This is a genomic window from Planktothrix sp. FACHB-1365 (genome assembly GCF_014697575.1).
GTDB lineage: Bacteria > Cyanobacteriota > Cyanobacteriia > Cyanobacteriales > Microcoleaceae > Planktothrix.
The window spans coordinates 83738-102930 of record NZ_JACJSC010000024.1; the positions used below are offsets into that span (position 1 = coordinate 83738).

Annotated in this window: 13 protein-coding genes and 1 pseudogene; 6 read left to right on the plus strand and 8 right to left on the minus strand. The window is 36.0% G+C overall.

Features of this window, described 5'->3' with window-relative positions; translation table 11 throughout:
* Positions 1-5: 5 nt before the first annotated feature.
* The 7 genes from H6G57_RS29650 to recQ all read right to left on the minus strand — a co-directional run bounded on the left by H6G57_RS29650 (position 6) and on the right by recQ (position 9073).
* Positions 6-569 (minus strand): Crp/Fnr family transcriptional regulator, encoded by a 564-nt coding sequence (locus H6G57_RS29650; RefSeq protein WP_190522201.1) that lies wholly within the window; start codon positions 567-569, stop codon positions 6-8.
* A 102-nt stretch (positions 570-671) separates the two neighbouring features.
* Complete coding sequence (locus H6G57_RS21355) at positions 672-2585, minus strand: alpha/beta hydrolase (protein WP_190522203.1); 1914 nt, start codon at positions 2583-2585, stop codon at positions 672-674.
* 196 nt (positions 2586-2781) lie between these two features.
* On the minus strand, positions 2782-4104 hold the full coding sequence (locus tag H6G57_RS21360; RefSeq protein WP_190522205.1) for a DUF2330 domain-containing protein: 1323 nt from the start codon (positions 4102-4104) through the stop codon (positions 2782-2784).
* A gap of 42 nt (positions 4105-4146) precedes the next feature.
* Positions 4147-4998: an RnfABCDGE type electron transport complex subunit D gene (locus H6G57_RS21365; RefSeq protein ID WP_190522207.1), complete on the minus strand. Its 852-nt coding sequence runs from the start codon at positions 4996-4998 to the stop codon at positions 4147-4149.
* 20 nt (positions 4999-5018) lie between these two features.
* A complete protein-coding gene (locus H6G57_RS21370) occupies positions 5019-6059 on the minus strand; it encodes a patatin-like phospholipase family protein (RefSeq protein WP_190522209.1) in 1041 nt (346 codons plus the stop codon).
* A gap of 39 nt (positions 6060-6098) precedes the next feature.
* Positions 6099-6737 (minus strand): HAD-IB family phosphatase, encoded by a 639-nt coding sequence (locus H6G57_RS21375; RefSeq protein ID WP_190522211.1) that lies wholly within the window; start codon positions 6735-6737, stop codon positions 6099-6101.
* Between the two features lie 149 nt (positions 6738-6886).
* Entirely contained in the window at positions 6887-9073 is a 2187-nt protein-coding gene (gene recQ / locus H6G57_RS21380) for a DNA helicase RecQ (RefSeq protein WP_190522213.1), read from the minus strand.
* A gap of 162 nt (positions 9074-9235) precedes the next feature.
* Between recQ and H6G57_RS21385 the strand changes: the two genes are divergently transcribed.
* The 5 genes and pseudogenes from H6G57_RS21385 to H6G57_RS21405 all read left to right on the plus strand — a co-directional run.
* Entirely contained in the window at positions 9236-9520 is a 285-nt protein-coding gene (locus tag H6G57_RS21385; protein WP_190522215.1) for a DUF427 domain-containing protein, read from the plus strand.
* A 182-nt stretch (positions 9521-9702) separates the two neighbouring features.
* A complete protein-coding gene (locus H6G57_RS21390; RefSeq protein ID WP_190522217.1) occupies positions 9703-11802 on the plus strand; it encodes a DHH family phosphoesterase in 2100 nt (699 codons plus the stop codon).
* 65 nt (positions 11803-11867) lie between these two features.
* Complete coding sequence (locus H6G57_RS21395) at positions 11868-13511, plus strand: Swt1 family HEPN domain-containing protein (RefSeq protein WP_190522219.1); 1644 nt, start codon at positions 11868-11870, stop codon at positions 13509-13511.
* On the plus strand, positions 13504-16392 hold the full coding sequence (locus H6G57_RS21400; protein WP_190522220.1) for a hypothetical protein: 2889 nt from the start codon (positions 13504-13506) through the stop codon (positions 16390-16392). Before H6G57_RS21395 ends, H6G57_RS21400 begins: the two co-directional genes overlap by 8 nt.
* Before the next feature lie 152 nt (positions 16393-16544).
* A pseudogene (locus H6G57_RS21405) lies at positions 16545-16667 on the plus strand (Uma2 family endonuclease); the annotation flags it as partial.
* Positions 16668-16856: 189 nt separating this feature from the next.
* Here H6G57_RS21405 and H6G57_RS21410 read toward each other — a convergent pair.
* Positions 16857-18719, minus strand: coding sequence for a CheR family methyltransferase (locus H6G57_RS21410; RefSeq protein WP_190522232.1), 1863 nt, complete (start codon positions 18717-18719; stop codon positions 16857-16859).
* A 203-nt stretch (positions 18720-18922) separates the two neighbouring features.
* Here H6G57_RS21410 and H6G57_RS21415 point away from each other — a divergent pair, with 203 nt between their 5' ends.
* Positions 18923-19084, plus strand: coding sequence for a chemotaxis protein CheB (locus H6G57_RS21415; RefSeq protein WP_190522235.1), 162 nt, complete (start codon positions 18923-18925; stop codon positions 19082-19084).
* Positions 19085-19193 lie beyond the last annotated feature (109 nt).

Below are 19193 nucleotides of genomic sequence, written 5' to 3' on the forward strand. Positions count from 1 at the left end.
AAGAATCATAGCTGATTTAAAACAATAAAATGGCGACGGGGACGTTGAATAAATCCGTCCTGTTCTAGTTTAATAATCATGCGCGTGACACTAACCCGTGTTGTCCCAATAACATCAGCAATATCAGCATGGGTTAGACGTAAATCTATCAATAATCCTTCCGGTGTCAAACGGCCAAATTTTTTCCCCAGCCATCTTAAGCAATTCAATAAACGTTGTTCTGTACCTTGGGTGTGGAGAATACTTTGTAGTTCTTCCGTTTGGCGGAGATGGGTTAAAATCACATCCGTATAATTTGACCAATGGGATGAAGCAATCAGACTGACTTCAACGGAGGTGACACATTCAATTTGATAAGGTTGCAATTGGGATAAAGGTTTTCCCACCACATCGTTTTGTCCCCAATATCCTAATATAATTAAGGTTCCCTCTTCTGTCCAGGTGAGGGTACGCACCACCCCTCGTTCAATTTTCCACAGCGCATCAGACCAAAGTGGAATTTGTTCACGGGGACTAAAAGTACGGGATTTTGACGTTAACGGAAGACTAACAAGGGTTGGAATAGTCACACAGGAAGTCCTTTGAATACTTACCCCTACCTTAAGGGTTTGAGGTTAAATTCAGGTTCAGTCTCGGTTAAACTTTTTTGACATTTCCAGGTGGGTAAAATTTTAGGATTGATGATAAACGTCTTCTTCGCTGCTGTCTTGTATGGGTTCATAGGAAGGTAAAACTAAAACTGGTTTCCCAGCAATGAGGCGGTTAATTTCAGCCAAGGTTTCTGGGCGAGATAATCCATCTCTAGTAATTAAAAGTTTTAAAATATCAAAACTGGTGGTATTCGTAAAGTAATAACCCCCATGAACATCGGCTTTTTTGGCGATAAAAAATACCGTATTCATCACGTCAATAATCAGGCTTGTCCAGATATTTAAAGGGAGAGAAATAGCATTAACTCCCGGCATTTCTGAACAATCAATATAGTTGAATTTTTCAAATAAATCATAAGCTGAAGTGGGTTGAACAGCCGATTGAGAACTCATCATCACCCGAATATAAGGTTGATAGTTAATAGAATTTTTGACGGGTTTTAAATAAATATTTCCTAACCGCAATCCTGACATTTCTACACTGGGTTCACTAAACCAGTTTCCGAGAATAGACATATAGCGAAGAATTAAATCTCGATCACTGCAAAATAAATAAATTTCATTGCATCGCAAAATAGCAGAGCGGACGTAATTATTTCGACCTTCACGGAGAAATTCTAAGGGAATATCAGGAGCAGTTAGAATTAATTTATTTAATTGTAAATAATCCCCCATATTATTTTTTTCATATTCCAGACGATCTTCTTTTCCAAATCGATCTGACAGAATTCGGAGGACATTGACAACCACTAACGCCCCCATACTATGTCCAATTAAATTAACACTCATGGGAGGAAAGGTTTGGTTATAATAATTAGCGATTGCCATTTCTTTTTGAGGTTCATAAAAAGGCATCGAGGTATAAGGATTTTCACCTAAAACCTTATCTAATCTCCAAAAAAATTCTGCTAAATCGGGCGCGCCGTAGTGAATGGCTCGATAGCGATCGCGTTGATAAACAGAAATCCTTAAGATTTGCATTAATAACAACCACAGGGCAAAAACCGTTAGGGTGACCCAATTCCATTGAGCAAATAAATTAGAAATTTGAGTGAAATCAAACCAATACCACAGGGGAGATAAAGGCGTTTCCATCCCGAATAAATTTAAGAAGGGAACTCCAATTAAGGTTAATAGGATATAAAATCCGGTTCCCACAATCCAGGCGATAAGGGCTAAAATAAATAAAAATTTCAACGAAATGCCCTTTTGTTCACCCATATCACTCCATAATCCTGGATGAATTAAGGGCATTTCACTGGGCCAAGTATAACCAATATAAACACTGCGATTTTCTAATGTCCCAATCTGATTAATCGGCCCCTTTTGGGATAAAGACTCGATTTCTGCCATAAATTCTTGATAAAATTTATGAGCCGGATTTGCATAACCATGAGTTCTTAATGTCAGATAGCGAAATTTTTCTTTTCGGATCATTTGTCCCATTTCAGCAATATTAAACAAGGGACGAAATCTTTCTAAAGGCGGTAATTCTCGATCTACATTTAATGAAGTGCGGGCTGTACTAACGACTAAAAAACTATTAGAATATTGACGATCTACATAAACTTCAAAGTTGCGACTGACTGCTTTAGCAAATTGTTTATTATGCCAACTATTTAAGGCGCGAATGACATAATCTTCATTCACTTGAGTCTCAAAATCGGGGTATTCTTCTAAATTACAGGTCGAACGTAATGCTTCTGCGATCGCTAATTCCGAGGTATAAGAGCCATAAATAGGCAAATTATAAAGGGATTGAGTCTTGACCCCCTTGGGAATAGAATAAGCGAGTTGAACAATGCGGGCTTTTGTCCAAGCATCAGAAAACGGCGCCGTGTTACGAACAATCGACTCTAACCAACGATAGTCATTTTCAACGGTGTCTTGATGCCAATACAAGGGTAAACCTTGGTATATTCGCTGAGTACCCATAGTGTTATTTGTTCAAGGTTAAACATCGAGGTGATTTCAGCAGCCATAGAACTCTCAAACCCCCTGCGATTAGTTTTGTTTCGGGTAATAGCATGACACAAAATTGACCTATTGTGGTAATTGGTATAACCCCTATTGGGATGTTAGTCAATTATTGGAAGGGCTATGTGCGATGTTGATGCACCCGACAATCAGATTAATTGTTATTTTTGAATGGATTCCACCAAGAATCTCGATTAAATTGTAACCAGTTAATTCGACGACGAATATCCTCAATTTTCCAGTTTGTTAATGTGGCTAAGTTTTGCGCTTCTTGTTCCTGTCGTTGGCGAACAAACTGCCGATATTGCAGGGCTTGTGAACACTGCATCTGGTCTTTATAGGGGTGATTAATAATATATCGACCTTGAAAACTTTCTTGATTGGCTGTGGGTTGAAAGTTTAAATCTTCGGGGAAATTATTCCGGGTGTAACGAATATGTAAGCGAGTAATAAAGGCTGAATTCGAGGCTCCTGAATCTAACCAAAATACTCCCGCTTGTTTTAATTCTTCAGAGTTTAAAGGATCGGCAGAACAAGGATCACATCCGCCCATATTCCAAGCATATTCTAAAAAGGCAACTTTTTTCTGTTCCCGTTCATAGGCTTTGGTGAATAAGGATTTATAAAAACCGGGAAACTCTTCTTTGACAAATTCAGGAATTTCTTGATCTGTAGGAATTTTAACGGTGCGATAATTGGTTAATTCCATTTGACCTTTAGGAGAAAGTAAATAAACAATTAAATCCTGTTCTCCTGTGCCATTAATCATTCCTAAACGAATCGGTAACATAAACCGAGGAGATTCATAAGCCATCATTAAAGGACGCAAATTTTGAAACCCACTTTGATCAAATTTTGTTAAATTGACTTTAGCAACGAAAAATTTTAACCCTTGTTGAATATAAGGTTTTAATAAAGCACTTGCTCCTTCAGGAATTCGATAATTATTTTGCGTTAACCAGGTTTCTAATCCATCGGATTCTTTTGCACTTAAAATCAAAATATCATATTCACCAACAGTAAACCGAGCTTCAATGGTGACTCCTAAACTGGATTCGGATTCTCGTTTTTCTTCCTGTAATGCCTGAACTCCTCTGGTTGCTGGTGCTGGTAATTGATCGTATTCAGGTTGAGGATTACAAGGATCAGGATCAAAATATTCCACCAGTCGAGGCGCACTAAACGCATCTAATCGTTGAATAATTTTGGGTTCTCCGACCTTGACTTGTTCGGCTTTTAAAATAACAGGAACCGGAACAACTAATGCAAAATCTTTTACCGATCCTTGATAATCATTTGCCATGGTTAAAATCGTGCGATTTCCATCTCTGGCAATGATCACTTGAGAAGCTTGATTATATAAACTCGCATCGGCTTGAGAGACATAAAATCCACAAAATGCCCAGGCTGGGGAAGCAAAACCAACACTGAATAAAACAATAACTAAAACAAGAATAACCCAGTTTAAAACTTTCATCAATGACTCCTATTTAAACACTATTAGAAATGGAAATATTAACTAAAAAACCGGAGATGAAGGCAAAGATTTGAGATGTTTTTGTGACCAAGAAAAGCGAGATGCACGAAAAACTTGATCCAAGATAATAGTCAGGGGAGATAGGGCAAATAATGACCAGAATAGAGCCGTTGAGATAAAAAATTGATGTTGTAAAATAAAGGTTAATCCAGCGATTAATACGGCCCATAAAATTCGGCTTAAGGGAGCATTGGGAATAGAACGCGGATCGGTAATCATAAAAAAGGCAAACAATAATAGACTACCGCTCATGAGTTGATGACTATAAACATCCCAACTCCAACCTAAACTGAAATTTCGCCAAGCTTCTAATCCCGTATAGGTGATTAAAAAAGCAAGGGAAGTATCCCAGCGACCGACTTTTTTAAGAATAATTCCTCCGGTTGCTAAAAATAGAAGGAAATACCAAGAATCCGTTCCCCATTGTCCAGGAGAAACCCAAGCATCGGCTGTTAAAGTGATAGCAATAATAATCCCAAAATTAGCGGGATTAAAAAAATGTTTTCCTTGAGATTGAAAGATAAATTTACTGGCGATCGCACAACATCCGGCTAAGGCTACGGTTGTCCAATGGTTAGCTCTGAGGAGTAAACACAACCCTAATGTGGTAATTAACGCACTGCGCCAAGACGCTAAAAATTCTGGGGGTAAAAGGGTGATTTTTTTGTTAATATAGAAGGAGGAAAGGCAAGAGAAAAACCATTGAGTCAATAAACAACTACACCCAATTACCAACATGAAATTAGGTTTTAATGTCCAATCTCTCGTTCCAATTCCTAGAAGTAAAAACAACGACAAAAATAGAATCTGAGCGTTACGGGCATCTTTAAACATGGGTTCATCCTTAAATGAGCTTAAACTAAAAGCAGTTGAATCCACTGATCTAACGGTTGACGATATTGTTCTGTTAATTGTTGCCCTAATTGACTAATTGCCTTAAGATTGGCTTCGGAAGGATCATCCATCGGTAAAGTTTTACGATCCGTCAAAACCGTATTAATTCGTAGATAATGTTCAGGTTTACCCGTCGTATCAAAGATTTGTTTCATTTGATAGTCAACGGTTTCTGCCACCCCAGTCATAATAATATCAAATAGAGGGTCAAGCCATTTTAATTTCCCCCAATCTTTTGCTTCCTGATAGGAATATTTCTTTTTAACCTCCCCTGTTCCTAATGATAAAATCACCATTTCTTTAGCGGTTGGGCCTGTTTCATAGCGATTATCAAGATTAGAGTCTTGATTAAATTTATGACGGGCTTCTGCGTAGGCACAGAGAGCCGGATTATTGGCAAAGACTCCCCCATCAATACAAGTATAAACCTCCTGGTTGAGAGCGTGAATTTGAGCGACTTCAAAAAACGTTGGGGCGGCAGAGGTAGCCCGGAGAACATCTCGAATTAAATAATCATCTTTTGGGTTTAATTTAGCATCATGTTGGGTAAAAAAGTGGGCTTCTCGTCTTTCTATTTCATAGGAAGTTATCAAGCAAGGTTTAAGCAGTTGGCTCAATTTAAGATCTTTAAAAAAATCACCCATCACCTGATTAAACTTTTGATAGGAGTATTTTTCATTAAATAATCCTCCTACTGTTTGCAAAGAATCATTAAAAAAAGGATAAAAGATTTGGCTGGATTTATATCGAAAAAAATCATAAACTTCTTGGGCAGAACACCGAGGTCTGAGGGGATTTTCAGCATCAGGACATAGATAAAGAGCGGTTAAAATTCCTCCGGCACTGGTTCCCGCAATTAAATCAAAATAATCCGCAATTCTAGCATCAGAATTTCCCGTAAAATCCTGTAATTTCTGTTCAACATACTTTAATACCTCGGCGGACATAATTCCTCGGAGTCCCCCGCCATCAAGAGAAAGAATTCGAGTAAATTGTGACATTTTTTACGATAACCTCCGTTTAGAAAAATACTGATCAGTTTATGAAAGATTCCAATGTTCTGATAAATACGCTTGAATATCAAAAAAATCCGTCCAGTTAATATAAGGTTTTTGATATTCATCTAAATAGTCTGCTAAACGATCACGCGCAAAAACAATAGGGGCAGCTAATGCCATATTTAAGTCCGTAACAGAGTCTCCAATGGCAATGGGTTCAGCGTTAGGATAGCGTTCCATCACTTTAACTTTAGCTACTAATTCGGTATCTGCTTCAAATTCAGAATGAACTTTAAAATACGCCCCTGAAGTCTCTAAATCAACAGCATAAATCTGATCAATTTTTGAACTTAAATCTCCTAAAACCGTTTCTACCATCACCCGAACACCTCCAGAAACTAAAACAAAGGGAACGCCTTGAGTTTTGAGAAAATCTAAAAATTCAACAAACCCTGAGCGTATTTTCTTTGTTCTTGAAAATTCAATAATTTCAGGATAGCAACGCGAAGGAATAGACTCTAACATTTTTCTAACTCCTTCTCGTAAGGTCATTTCCCGACCATACAATAATGGCATAATTTCAGCCGCCATTTCTGGAGCAAATTCTTTTAACATTCCTACAAAAGTTTCTTCTGCGGTAATTGTTCCGTCAAAGTCACAAAAAATAATAGAATTTACCATGAGTTATCAGTTATCAGTTATCAGTTATCAGTTATCAGTTATCAGTTTTGTAGGCGCGGCTTCTGTACAATCTTTCCTAATTCATGACTATCTTGATAAACCCGCCCTTTTTCTGTCTTTTCCTCCTCTAGTCAACCGTCAACGGTCAATTAATAAGGATTTTGTCGCCACCATTCTCGAACTAATTTAATTTCTTCATAATTATATTGTTCTCCTAAATGTTCGTAAATTGTTCTTAGGCTAGTATCTCCTACTTTTTCAATTCCTTTAATAATACTATTTTGACGGTCAACTTCAACAAATTGATCAAGGTTGATATCCTGATTAGCTGCAATTAATTGGGTTAAATGGTCAGCAATGGTGCTAGTTTTTAACCCTCGTTGATTTGCGATCGCATTCAAACTAAATCCCTGTTGACATAACTCTAAAGTCATGATTAAACTATCGGATAAATCCTCCAGAGTTAGACGCTTAACTTCTGATGATTTAGATTTATAATTTGAACTCGTTTGATCTTGAAAATAGGTAGAAATGGCTTCAGTAAATTGTTTACCATACCGTTCTAGTTTATGACTTCCTACACCAGAAATTCCACTTAATTCTTCTAAAGTTTGGGGTCGTTGTTGTGCCATTAATCTTAAGGTAGAATCGGAAAAAACCATATAGGGAGGGATAGATTGTTCATCGGCTAATTTTTTTCGGAGTTGGCGTAACTGTTCAAATAGCATTTCTACTTCCACCGCCAAAGATCGAGTTGATTTTTCCAGATTTTGTTCTTTAATGACTGTAATTTCAACTTTTCTTTCCCGTTTCATCACTTCCCAACTACGGGAATTTAACTTTAATATTGCATAACCATCGGTGGTTTGATCCAGTAGTCCTTGACGTAAAAGCGATCGCCCTAAATTCTTCCATTCTTCTGCTATTTTATCTTTTCCAATGCCATAGGTAGACAGTTGATCATGATGTCGATCTATAATTTTTTGACTTTTCGATCCTCTCAATACATCAATAATATAATTCATCCCAAATCTTTCGTGACATCGGGCAACACAAGATAAAAATTTCATCGCTTCAATTGTCCAATCTTCGACGGGATTTTGGGTCTTACAATTATCACATTTTGCACAATTTTCTGAGAAAAATTCACCAAAATAACTCAATTGAACTGTGCGCCGACATTCCGATGCTTCAGCATAATCTAACATTTGCCGTAACTGTTGACGGGCAATGCGTTGTTCATCGGGATCGGGTTTTTGATCAATTAAATATTCAATGGTTTTAATATCACCATAACTAAAAAATAATGTACATCGGGCAGATTCTCCATCCCGTCCTGCCCGTCCTGATTCTTGATAATAACTTTCTAAGGTTCGCGGTAAATTATAATGAATCACAAACCGAACATCGGGTTTATTAATGCCCATACCAAAGGCAATCGTTGCTACCATAATCTGCACATCATCTCGAATAAATCGGGTTTGATTTTCAGCCCGTAAAGTATCTTCCATTCCGGCATGGTAGGGTAAGGCAGAAATTCCATGACTTTGTAATCGAAACGCGAGATCTTCTACATTTTTTCGACTTAAACAATAAATAATTCCTGAACCTCCGACATCCTGAATTATTTTTAATAACTGGGTAAAATTTTGTTTTTTCTTAGGAATAACTTCATAATATAAATTAGGACGATTAAAACTAGCAACATGAATATAGGGATTTTTCAACTCTAACTGTTGAATAATATCCTGTCTAACCCGTTGAGTTGCCGTTGCCGTTAAGGCTAAAACGGGAATTTTAGGATAACGATTTCGCAGTTGTTTTAATTTGCGATATTCCGGGCGGAAATCATGTCCCCATTCTGAAACACAGTGCGCTTCATCAATGGCAAAAGCTGAAATTCCTAATTGAGCTTCTATCAGATCTAAAAATAATAAAAACTTTTCGGATAATAATCGTTCGGGTGCAACATAAAGCAGTTTTATTTCACCATTTAAAATCGCAGCTTCACGGTTTTTTCCCTCCGCAACCGTTAAGGTACTATTGAGAAATGTCGCCCCAACTCCATTATCTTGTAATGCCTCCACTTGATCTTGCATTAAGGCAATTAAAGGAGACACGACTATCATTAATCCGGGTTTTAATAAAGCCGGAAGTTGAAAACACAGCGATTTTCCCCCTCCCGTGGGCATAATAATTAATGAATCTCGCCTTTGTAGTGCCTGTTCAATAATTTCGCGCTGCCCGGGTCGAAAAGAATCATAGCCAAAGAAATGTTTAAGGGACTGTTCTAGGGATTGGGGTTGGGCAAAGGGAGTAGAAATTAGCCCTGACATTGCTCGTGATTTAGATAAAACGTCTTTTTTATTGTAGGGTTAAAACGGGGTAAATGACTCTGGTTTTTTGATAAAATTTTATCATTGAGAACCGAGAACGAGCATCGAATGCCTCAAAAATGTTAAATTTTAATACGACGTTGTAAACTTCAGAGGAGATTTATGCCGAAAGCAGTTTGGAATGGTGCAGTTTTGGCAGAAACTGACCAATGCGTTGTCGTTGAGGGAAATCAATATTTTCCCCCGGACTCCATCAATCGTGACTATTTCCAAGAAAGTAATACCCATACAACTTGCGGTTGGAAAGGCGTTGCCAGTTATTATGATATCGTTGTTGATGGTCAAGTGAATAAGGATGCCGCTTGGTATTATCCAGAAACAAAATCTGCTGCCAAAAATATTGAAGGTTATATTGGATTTTGGAAAGGGGTTAAGGTTGAGGTTTAAGGGGTTTCATGTTGATTGATGAACCGAAATTAACATAACCAAAGATAACTTGTAGGGGCGAGGTCATCTCGCCCTGACGCTCAAAATTAATTTACGGCTGTAGGATTTATTAATAATAATTTTGATAAAAATCTTCCACTTTTGAGTACAATTAAACTATTATCGATTAATCCTAATTAACTGTGCAACCTTCTCCTCCAGAGTCTTTTAATTCTCCCCAACTTCCGAATCAACGGTGGTATATTTTTCCACAACAACCCGACCTCGCTCAACAATTATCGGATGTAACGGGAATTATCCCTTTAGTCACTCAAGTCTTAATTAATCGAGGAATTGAAACCCCGGAACAGGTGGAAGCATTTATCACCCCTGAATCTCAAGTTTTACCGTCTCCTTTGGAGGAATTTAAGGATTTAGCAAGAAGTGTAGAATTGTTAGAATCTGCTATTAATCAAGGGGATAAAATAGCGATTTGTGGGGATTATGATGCTGATGGAATGACGAGTACCGCTTTATTAATGCGATCGCTTTCTACATTGGGAGCTAATGTTAATTATGCCATTCCCAGCCGCATGAAAGAAGGTTATGGGATTAATACCCGAATTGTTGAAGAATTTCATCAGGAAAACGTTAAAATTATTCTCACCGTTGATAATGGAATTGCAGCTTATAAACCCATTGTTAGAGCGAAAGAATTAGACTTAACAGTTATTATTACGGATCACCATGATTTACCCGAAAAACTTCCTCCTGCTGATGCCATTCTCAATCCTAAATTATTACCTGTATTCTCTCCCTATCGAGGATTAGCTGGGGTGGGAGTGGCTTATGTTTTAGCGATTTGTTTGGCTCAAAAATTAGGTAAAGTTCAAGGATTAGTCAATCCTTTGTTAGAATTATTTACATTAGGAACCATTGCGGATTTAGCCCCCTTAAATGGCGTGAACCGACGGTGGGTAAAACGGGGTTTAAAGTTATTGCCTTATTCTCAAATTACCGGAGTTCAAGCCTTAATTCAAGTGGCGGGAGTTTCCAGTGGATATCAAGTAAAATCAGAAGAACAGCCCGAAAATCCTATCATTCCTCCGGCTTCTAAAACTCTAAAACCCGATGATATTGGCTTTCGGTTAGGGCCGAGAATTAATGCCATTGGACGGTTAGCTGATCCGCAAATTGTGATAGAATTATTAACAACTGAAAATATGGGAATTGCCTTAGAACGGGCAATGCAGTGTGAACAAATTAATCAAAAACGTCAACAGTTATGTGAAGAAATTGAACAAGAAGCGATCGCTTGGGTAGAAGAACAACAAATTGATTTTAAACAAGAACGGGTGTTAGTTGTTGTACAACCGGAATGGCATCATGGGGTGATTGGAATTGTTGCATCTCGCTTAGTTGAACGATATGGGGTTCCCGTGTTTATTGGAACCTATGAACAGGAAGAAGATACAACGGAATCTCCCCAAATGATTCGAGGTTCAGCCAGGGGAATTTTGGAATTTGATGTGTTTAAAGCCTTAGAATATTGTCACGATTTACTGCATAAATTTGGAGGACATAAAGCCGCCGGGGGATTTTCTTTATTAGCAAAAAATTTAGAACCATTTCGACTACAGTTAAGTGAATTTGCCCATCAATGTTTAGAAGTAGAACATCTAAAACCCTTAATTAAAATTGATGCTCTAGCGAATTTAAGTGAAATTAATTTTAATCTTTATGATCAAATGCAGCAATTGCATCCCTGCGGAATAGAAAATAACGCCCCGACCTTTTGGACTCCTAATGTTAGAATTGTGCAACAACGAATTGTCGGAAAAGGACATATTAAACTGACCTTAACTCAAGATAAATTTTCCCATACTCAACTCACAGCTTTACCTACAATTAATGCAATGGCTTGGCGTTGGGCGGACTATTACCCCCTTCCCCAATGTTTGGATATTGCCTATCATTTAAAAGAAAATACTTGGAACGGTCAAACCAATATTGAGTTAGAATTAGTTGGAGCTAGATTACCCGAATCTCCCGAAAATTATCAACCTCAATTGACAAAAAGCACAGAATTTTATTATAATAATAAACAATATTATTGTAGTTTATCTTCTATTGGTGAAACCCAAGAATTAAGAATCCGTAATCAGAAAGGGGAAGTATTAGCCATACAAAAAGGTCAACGCTTTGGACTGTTAGGAAAAAGTCGTCAAGATGCTCAAACTGTTGACGTGTCTCAACCTACTTTTTACAATTTAATTCAAGCGGCTATTAAAGCATTAGGGTAAGCTTATAATCTTAGTGATAGGTAGTAACTGTTCTAAAATCTAACAATGTACCTGGTATTTAATCAATGGCTAACACTAATCAACACTCAACCGAAAAACAACTTTTAGTTCAAAATCATGCCCGAATTGGTCAAGGTTTAATTTATTTGGCCCAAGGTTTATTACCGTTTGTTAAAGAAACTTTACAACGCCGTCATGGGAATAATTGGGAAACTGTTGTAAAAAACTGTTTAGATGATAAACAATTTCATATTGAAGGCGATCAAGTTAATATTGAAGATTGCCAAGCTTTACTCCAGATTATTATTAAAGTTATTAAAGAACGAGATAAGACTTTTTACAATACTCTGAGCCAGGATAATATTAGTTTGATTTTTGATTTAGCTGCTATTCGTCGAAAATGGGCTCATCCTCGGCTGAATGATTGGATTAAAAAATTCAAACACTTTACTTCTCAATATACCTATCGTTCTTTAGATAAAATGTTACAAGTTCTTGAAGCAATTCAAGCTAAAGATGGAATCGGTGAAGTCAAACAATTAATGGCTGAAGTCCTCCCTCTGTTACAAGAAAAGCCTGAATATGAGAATCAATTACAATCTCGTTTAATTCAGGAAAAAACAGAAGGATTTGTTGGACGTAAATTTGTTTTTGATGCCATTCAATCCTTTTTAGATCATCAACCTAATGGTTATTTTATAATAGAAGGAGATCCAGGAATTGGCAAAAGTGCTATACTAGCTAAATATGTTGAGAAAACCGGATGCGTTGCCCATTTTAATGTTCGTTCTCTGGGAGTTAACCGCGCCGAAAAATTTTTAGAAAGTATTTGCACTCAACTGATTAGCCGTTATAATTTACCTTATCCTAATTTACCTGCGGACGCTAAAAAAGACGGTCAATTTTTTGCTAAACTATTAGATGAGATTGTTAGCAAGCAGAAATCAGGAACAAAACTGATCATCGCCGTTGACGCATTAGATGAAGTAGATCACAGTGATCATAGCGGGGCAAATATCCTGTATTTACCGATTCGTTTACCGAAAGGAGTTTATTTTCTACTTACGCAACGACCTATTAGCCTCCCTTTGACGGTTACTACACCCATTCATCGGTTTAACCTGATGCAATATCAAGCTGAGAGTTTAGCAGATATTAAAACCTATATTCGGGAGGCGTTAAAGCGTCCTCAGTTAAACGCATGGGTACAAAATCAAGGGTTAACTGAAGAAAATTTTATCACACAATTAGCGGATAAAAGTGAAAATAATTTCATGTATTTACGCTATATTTTAGCCGATATTGAGATAGGGAAATATCAAGATTTAACGATTAATCAACTCCCCCAAGGTCTACAAGCATATTATGAAGACCATTGGCGACAAATGGGGATGATGACGAAACCCTTACCGCGAACAAAAATTAAAATTGTTTATATTTTATCGGAATTACGGGAAACTGTTTCCCGTGATTTAATTGTTGATTTTGTTCAAGAAGATGCGTTAACAGTTCAAGAAGTGTTAGAAGAGTGGGAACAATTTTTGCGTGAAGAAGTGATCGGTGGCGAAACTCGTTATGGGATTTATCATCAAAGTTTTTGCGACTTTTTAGTGCGTAAAGATATTGTCCAGGCGGCAAAAGTCACCTTATCAGGAATTAATGCTCAAATTGCCAATAATTTAAGCAGAGGAATATTTGGTCATGGGTGATATTCGCGTTAGGTTAAATACGATGACTGCTGAGAAACGTGAATATACATTAAAACATATTCCTACCCATTTGGAAAAAGCAGGGTCTGTTAATCAGTTATTTCGTTGTTTAGCTAGTTTTGAGTTTATTGAGGAAAAATTATCGGTTTGTGGAGTTGAAGCGTTAATAGAAGATTATGAGTTAGGATTGAATAGTACCAATATTATCTGGTCAGAAGAACAAGCAGGAACCTTGAGGTCAATACAAGGTGCTATTCGCCTAGCTTCTCATATTTTAAAAGAAGATAAAGCTCAATTAGCAGCACAGCTACTCGGACGTTTACTGGAGTTTGAAAATCCTCTGATTCAAAATTTTTTAGAAGACATCCAAACTAATCAAACAACACCTTGGTTACGTCCGTTAGAAGGGAGTTTAACAAAACCTGATAGTCCCTTGCTGCGGACTCTTGTGGGTCACACCGATGTAATATTAGCGTTAGAAATGACTCCCGATAGTCAATGGTTAATTTCAGGTTCTGGGGATCATACAATCAAGGTTTGGGATATTGCAACTGGACAAGAAATTTATACCTTAATAGGTCACACCGGAAGTGTATTAACTTTGGTTTTAACTTCTGAGGGTAAACAAGTTATTTCAGGGTCAGCAGACCATACGATTAAAGTTTGGAGTTTAGAAACTGGACAGGAAATTTATACTTTGAGGGGTCATCAAGGAATTATCCCGACATTAGCATTGAGTTCTGATGGTAAAATATTGTATTCCGGTTCTGAGGATAAAACGGTTAAACTGTGGAGTTTAGAAACACAACAAGAAATTGCTGGTTTTGAATGTCAACAAAGTATTTTTTCTTTAGCAGTTACACCAGACAATAAAAAGTTAATTGCTTGCTTACAAGATGGTTTTTTACAAATTTGGGATCTGAAAACATTAAGTTTAATCGAGAATTTGGTTATCTTAAAGATTGAGAAAGAGCCAATAAGTTTATATAACGCTGTTCCTGACATATTAAATTTGATATCAAAATATCATCAGAATAGACATTATTTTGAATTAAATTACTTAATTGAATTATTTTCTGAATTTAATATTTTATCTGTAGAAAATAATTGTTTTGTTTTAAATATAAACTATAAAAATAATACATTTCGTCATACACAGAGCTTTATTTGTACTATAAATTTTAGTTTATCATCAATATTTATTGAGCTTAAATTAGACTCCAATGGGATTGTCAATACAAAATTCACTCCTAATCTACAAAACTTAATTTCCTCTTATGATTACTACGATTATATATCGCAAGGTTCTGATAGCAATACAATTATTTATGATTGGGAAAACAAAGAAAGAATAAATAATTTTAATCAATATTTTTCTAAGTTTAAATTTACTCCTAATCAAGATAGATTTATAGGTATTTTAGAAAGAAATACTATTCAAATTTTTGATTGGGGTAAAATGCTCAATTGTATTGAAAAAGAAAATAATAAAAATATTTATCCTACATCTCTCAAAATTACTGATGATGGAAAATGGTTAATTGTCTATTATAACGACAATGATGGACTGGACGGTTTTATGCTTTATAGTTTTCAATCAAGAGTATTATATCATGATGAAGATCAATCAGGTTACATGGAAATTACTCATGATTTTAAGTATTTAATATGGAAACATATAGCCTTTGACGACATCCAGGTTTATGATTTAAAAAAGGGTGAAATAATTTTGAGTTTAGAACCCAATGAAAATGATGATTTATTTTTTAAGAAACCCAAAATAATTAAAGATTTTTTATTTACTATTGAGTCTAAAAAATTGACATTGTATAATTTAATCACTTCATCTAAATCAGAAGAAATAGGTGAAAATATTATTGATTTTTATATTGCAAAAGATGCTTCAAAATATATTGTCTCTTTGGAAGATAAAAGTCTAATAGTTTTAGATATAAAAAATAATTCAATTATAAATTTTGATAAATATAAAGAAGAAAAATATACTTCAACGGAAAACAATTTATCAAATCAATATAATGAAACGAAAGACGATGAAGATGATATTAAAAGTTTTATTAAAAGTTTCTTCATGAGTAATTCAAAAATAGAACCCTATATAGAATTATTGTTTGCAGATAATAAACTAGCTATTTCCGACTATTATGGTGGACATCATGAAAAAAGACCAGAGAAAACCATTTGGAATATAGAGACAGGAGAAGAATTATTTTGTCTGGATGGAGAATTTATTACAATTACTCCTGATACAAAAAAAGCAATATTTTATGGTTTAAAAGACTCAAAAAATATTCGTAATGAATCTATATTTCATACTTTGATAATTTGGAGTTTAGAACAAACCTATACAATTACTAACAATACAGCATCAATCAAGTTTATAGATGTAACAAAAGATAGTCAGTTAATTTTGATACAAACTTTTGAAAAAAATAATGATGCAACAATTCGTAATTTAGAAGCTTGGAGTTTAGAAACAGGTCAACAAGTTTATAAAATCAATTTAACAGGCGCTATTTTATTTGTTCAAATAAACACTGATAATAGTAAAATGCTCGTAGCTACAAATGATCAATATTTGAGAATTTTTAACTTACAAACTGGACATGAAATTTTTAAAATAAAGAATCAGTGGGGTGATGCTCAAAAAGAAGTAACTATTACTCCAGATTTCAAAGAAGTTATTTCAATTTATAAAAGCAATAATTTGATCGTCTGGGACTTAGAGACAGGAAAAGTTAAAGCTACTTTTACAGCCGATAATCCTCTCGCTTGTTACACGGTTTCTCCTGATGGAAAAACAATTGTAGTGGCTGAAATATTCGGGAAACTTCATTTCCTAACCTTAGAAGATGAAGAATAAATAAGAGGGGGTCAATTTTGGTCACAATATCGCAATATTGCTTAATAATATTGTTGATAATATCCCAAGATTTCGTAAGGGCGAGGCGCGCCTCGCCCCTACAGGGTTATGATTGAATCAGACAGGTTAAAATCTGAACAAGGGAATTAATAATGGTACAAATTCTTAACAAAACATTGAGTTTAGAAGAATTTCTAAACTTACCCGAAACCAAACCCGCAAACGAATATATTAATGGTCAAATTATCCAGAAACATAAGCCACAAGGAAAACATTGTTATAGGATGTAGTTTAAAAATTAAAATATTAGATCAGCAGTTAGAAAATATTAGGTTTATTTTAACGGTAATGTTTGCACCGTCAAAACTTGAGGAGCAGAGGCATCTGGGGGAGAGGTCTCAGAGAAATTTGCCTAGAGAATGAAACAGCCCTGACTGGTCAAGCTGGGTGTTTTTATTATAAGATTAACTATTTGCCTCTTCTAGTTCTTCCATTAATAAAATAACGCCTTGAATTTGTCCTTGGCTACCCATTAAGGGGCTACAGTTAACTTGACATTGAATGCTTTTTCCTCGACGATTAATGGCATTAACAATGACTTTTGAAGCTTGATTAATTTCACCGGAAAGACAAATCCGAATCGGTTGTCGGAGCTTATCAACGGGTAAACCAATATCCAAGTTTAAAAAGTTTTTTTTAATCGCTTCCTCATGTCTCAGACCCCAAAGGTCTTCGGATTTATAATTCCAAATTTGGACTTGTAAATCTCGATTCAGAACCACAACGCCGCCTTTTAAACTGGTTAAAATTGATTGTAAAAAGGCATTAGCTTGGTTTAATTCTTCTCCTCTGCGCTGTAATTCATCATTAACGGTTTGTAACTCTTCATTAGTCGATTGTAACTCTTCGTTCATCGTCTCTAATTCTTCATTGGTAGACTGTAACTCTTCATTGGTGGTTTCTAACTCTTCATTACTAGACTGTAACTCTTCATTAGTGGTTTCTAATTCTTCATTGGTAGACTGTAATTCTTCATAGGCCATTTCCAATTCTTGATTAGAATGTTCTAAATCTTCTTGCAAGTTTTTATAGCGAGTCACATCAATAAAATTAATACTAATTCCTAAAGTTTGATTATTGGCATCTAACAACGGACAAACTTGAACATCAATAAAAATAATATCACCCGAAGCCATTTGCCATTCAATATCTCGAATATTCACAGGCCGTTTTTCACTATACGCTTGTTCCATACAGGAACGTAATTCAATGGGACGATAGGAAATCTCTAAATCTTGCAATGGACGTCCGACATCACGGCTGGTTAAACTAAACAAAAATCGGGCACGTTCATTCGCAAGGGCGAGTAAACCATTCATATCAATAATAATCCGGGCGCAGGGGCTACTATCAAAGGCTAATTCGCGTAAACGAACATGACTAGAAAGATGATTTACGGCTTCTTCATTCCCTGTTTGTGCCATAATTAATAATCGATCTCGAAGATTAAGTTTAGGAACTTTGGCAAAAACCCGACACTTTAGATCCGTAGGTGTAAAGGTATTAGCATGAGTTAATAACATCTCCGCTTTTCCTAAAAACAGGAATCCTCCATCCCGCAGTGCAAAGTGAAATCGAGCTAAAATTCGGCTTTGAGCTTCAGCATTAAAATACATTAAAGTATTGCGACAAACTAATAAATCAACTTTAGAAATTGGAGCATCTTGGTGCAGATCATGACGACCAAAAATCACGCAGCGACGTAAATCTTTGCGAAAGGTATAACGGGTATCAATTTTTTCAAAAAACTGTTCAATTTGTTCTGAGGATAAACCATTGAGATCCTTCTGAAGATAAATCGCTTGTCGTGCTTGATTCAGAGCTTCTTCATCAATATCTGTGGCATAAATTTTAACCCGTTCTCGAAACTGTTCAATGCCAATTACTTCTGCAACTATCATCGAAATTGTATACGCTTCTTCACCTGAAGCACAGCCAGCACTCCAAATTCTGATGATTTCATTAGGTTCTTTATTCGCCAGAATGCGCGGGATAATTTCATCTCTGACATAATCCCAAGCCGGGTAATCGCGCCAAAAAGAAGTAACATTAATTAAGATGGTCGTAAATAAAAAATTAAATTCTTCGGGGTGAACTTCTAAATAATCCAGATAATTACTATAGCCTTCAATATTAATCGTTTGCATCCGTTTGTTGACGCGACGCATTAAGCTCGAACGTTTATATCCAGCAAAGTCAAACCCGCGACTCCGTTTTACATAGTCCAGTAGGGCTTCAAATTCTATATTTTTACTGGAATTTGTCACCTTGATTGCTCTCCTAAAGATGGATATTGCTTAAATTTTAGAGAACAAGGGATACACTTTGACTTCACTCAGCCAATAATTTGAAAATATAGATGACAGTCTTTCATCTGGACTGAAAATAAAATGATAGTGTAGTTCTAGGAACTGTTCAATGCTGTCGTCCCTCTCATCAATTTGAAGAATCCTCCTTACCGGGAAAAAAAATGGTCAAACCTGACATTATTGTGATTGGTGCGTCGGCTGGGGGAGTAGAAACATTAACCCAACTGGTCAATTATCTACCCCGCGACTTCCCCGCCGCTTTGTTCATCACTTTACATTTTCCCAGTAATAGTATTAGTGTTTTGCCGATACTTTTTTGCTAACATTTGTTAACAAATACATAAGTTAAGATAATTTCTTAACCAAGGCGTATCAACCAATGCACGAAGGAAAATCCCTCGCGCACCATTTAGATCCCTGTCCATCTTTAAT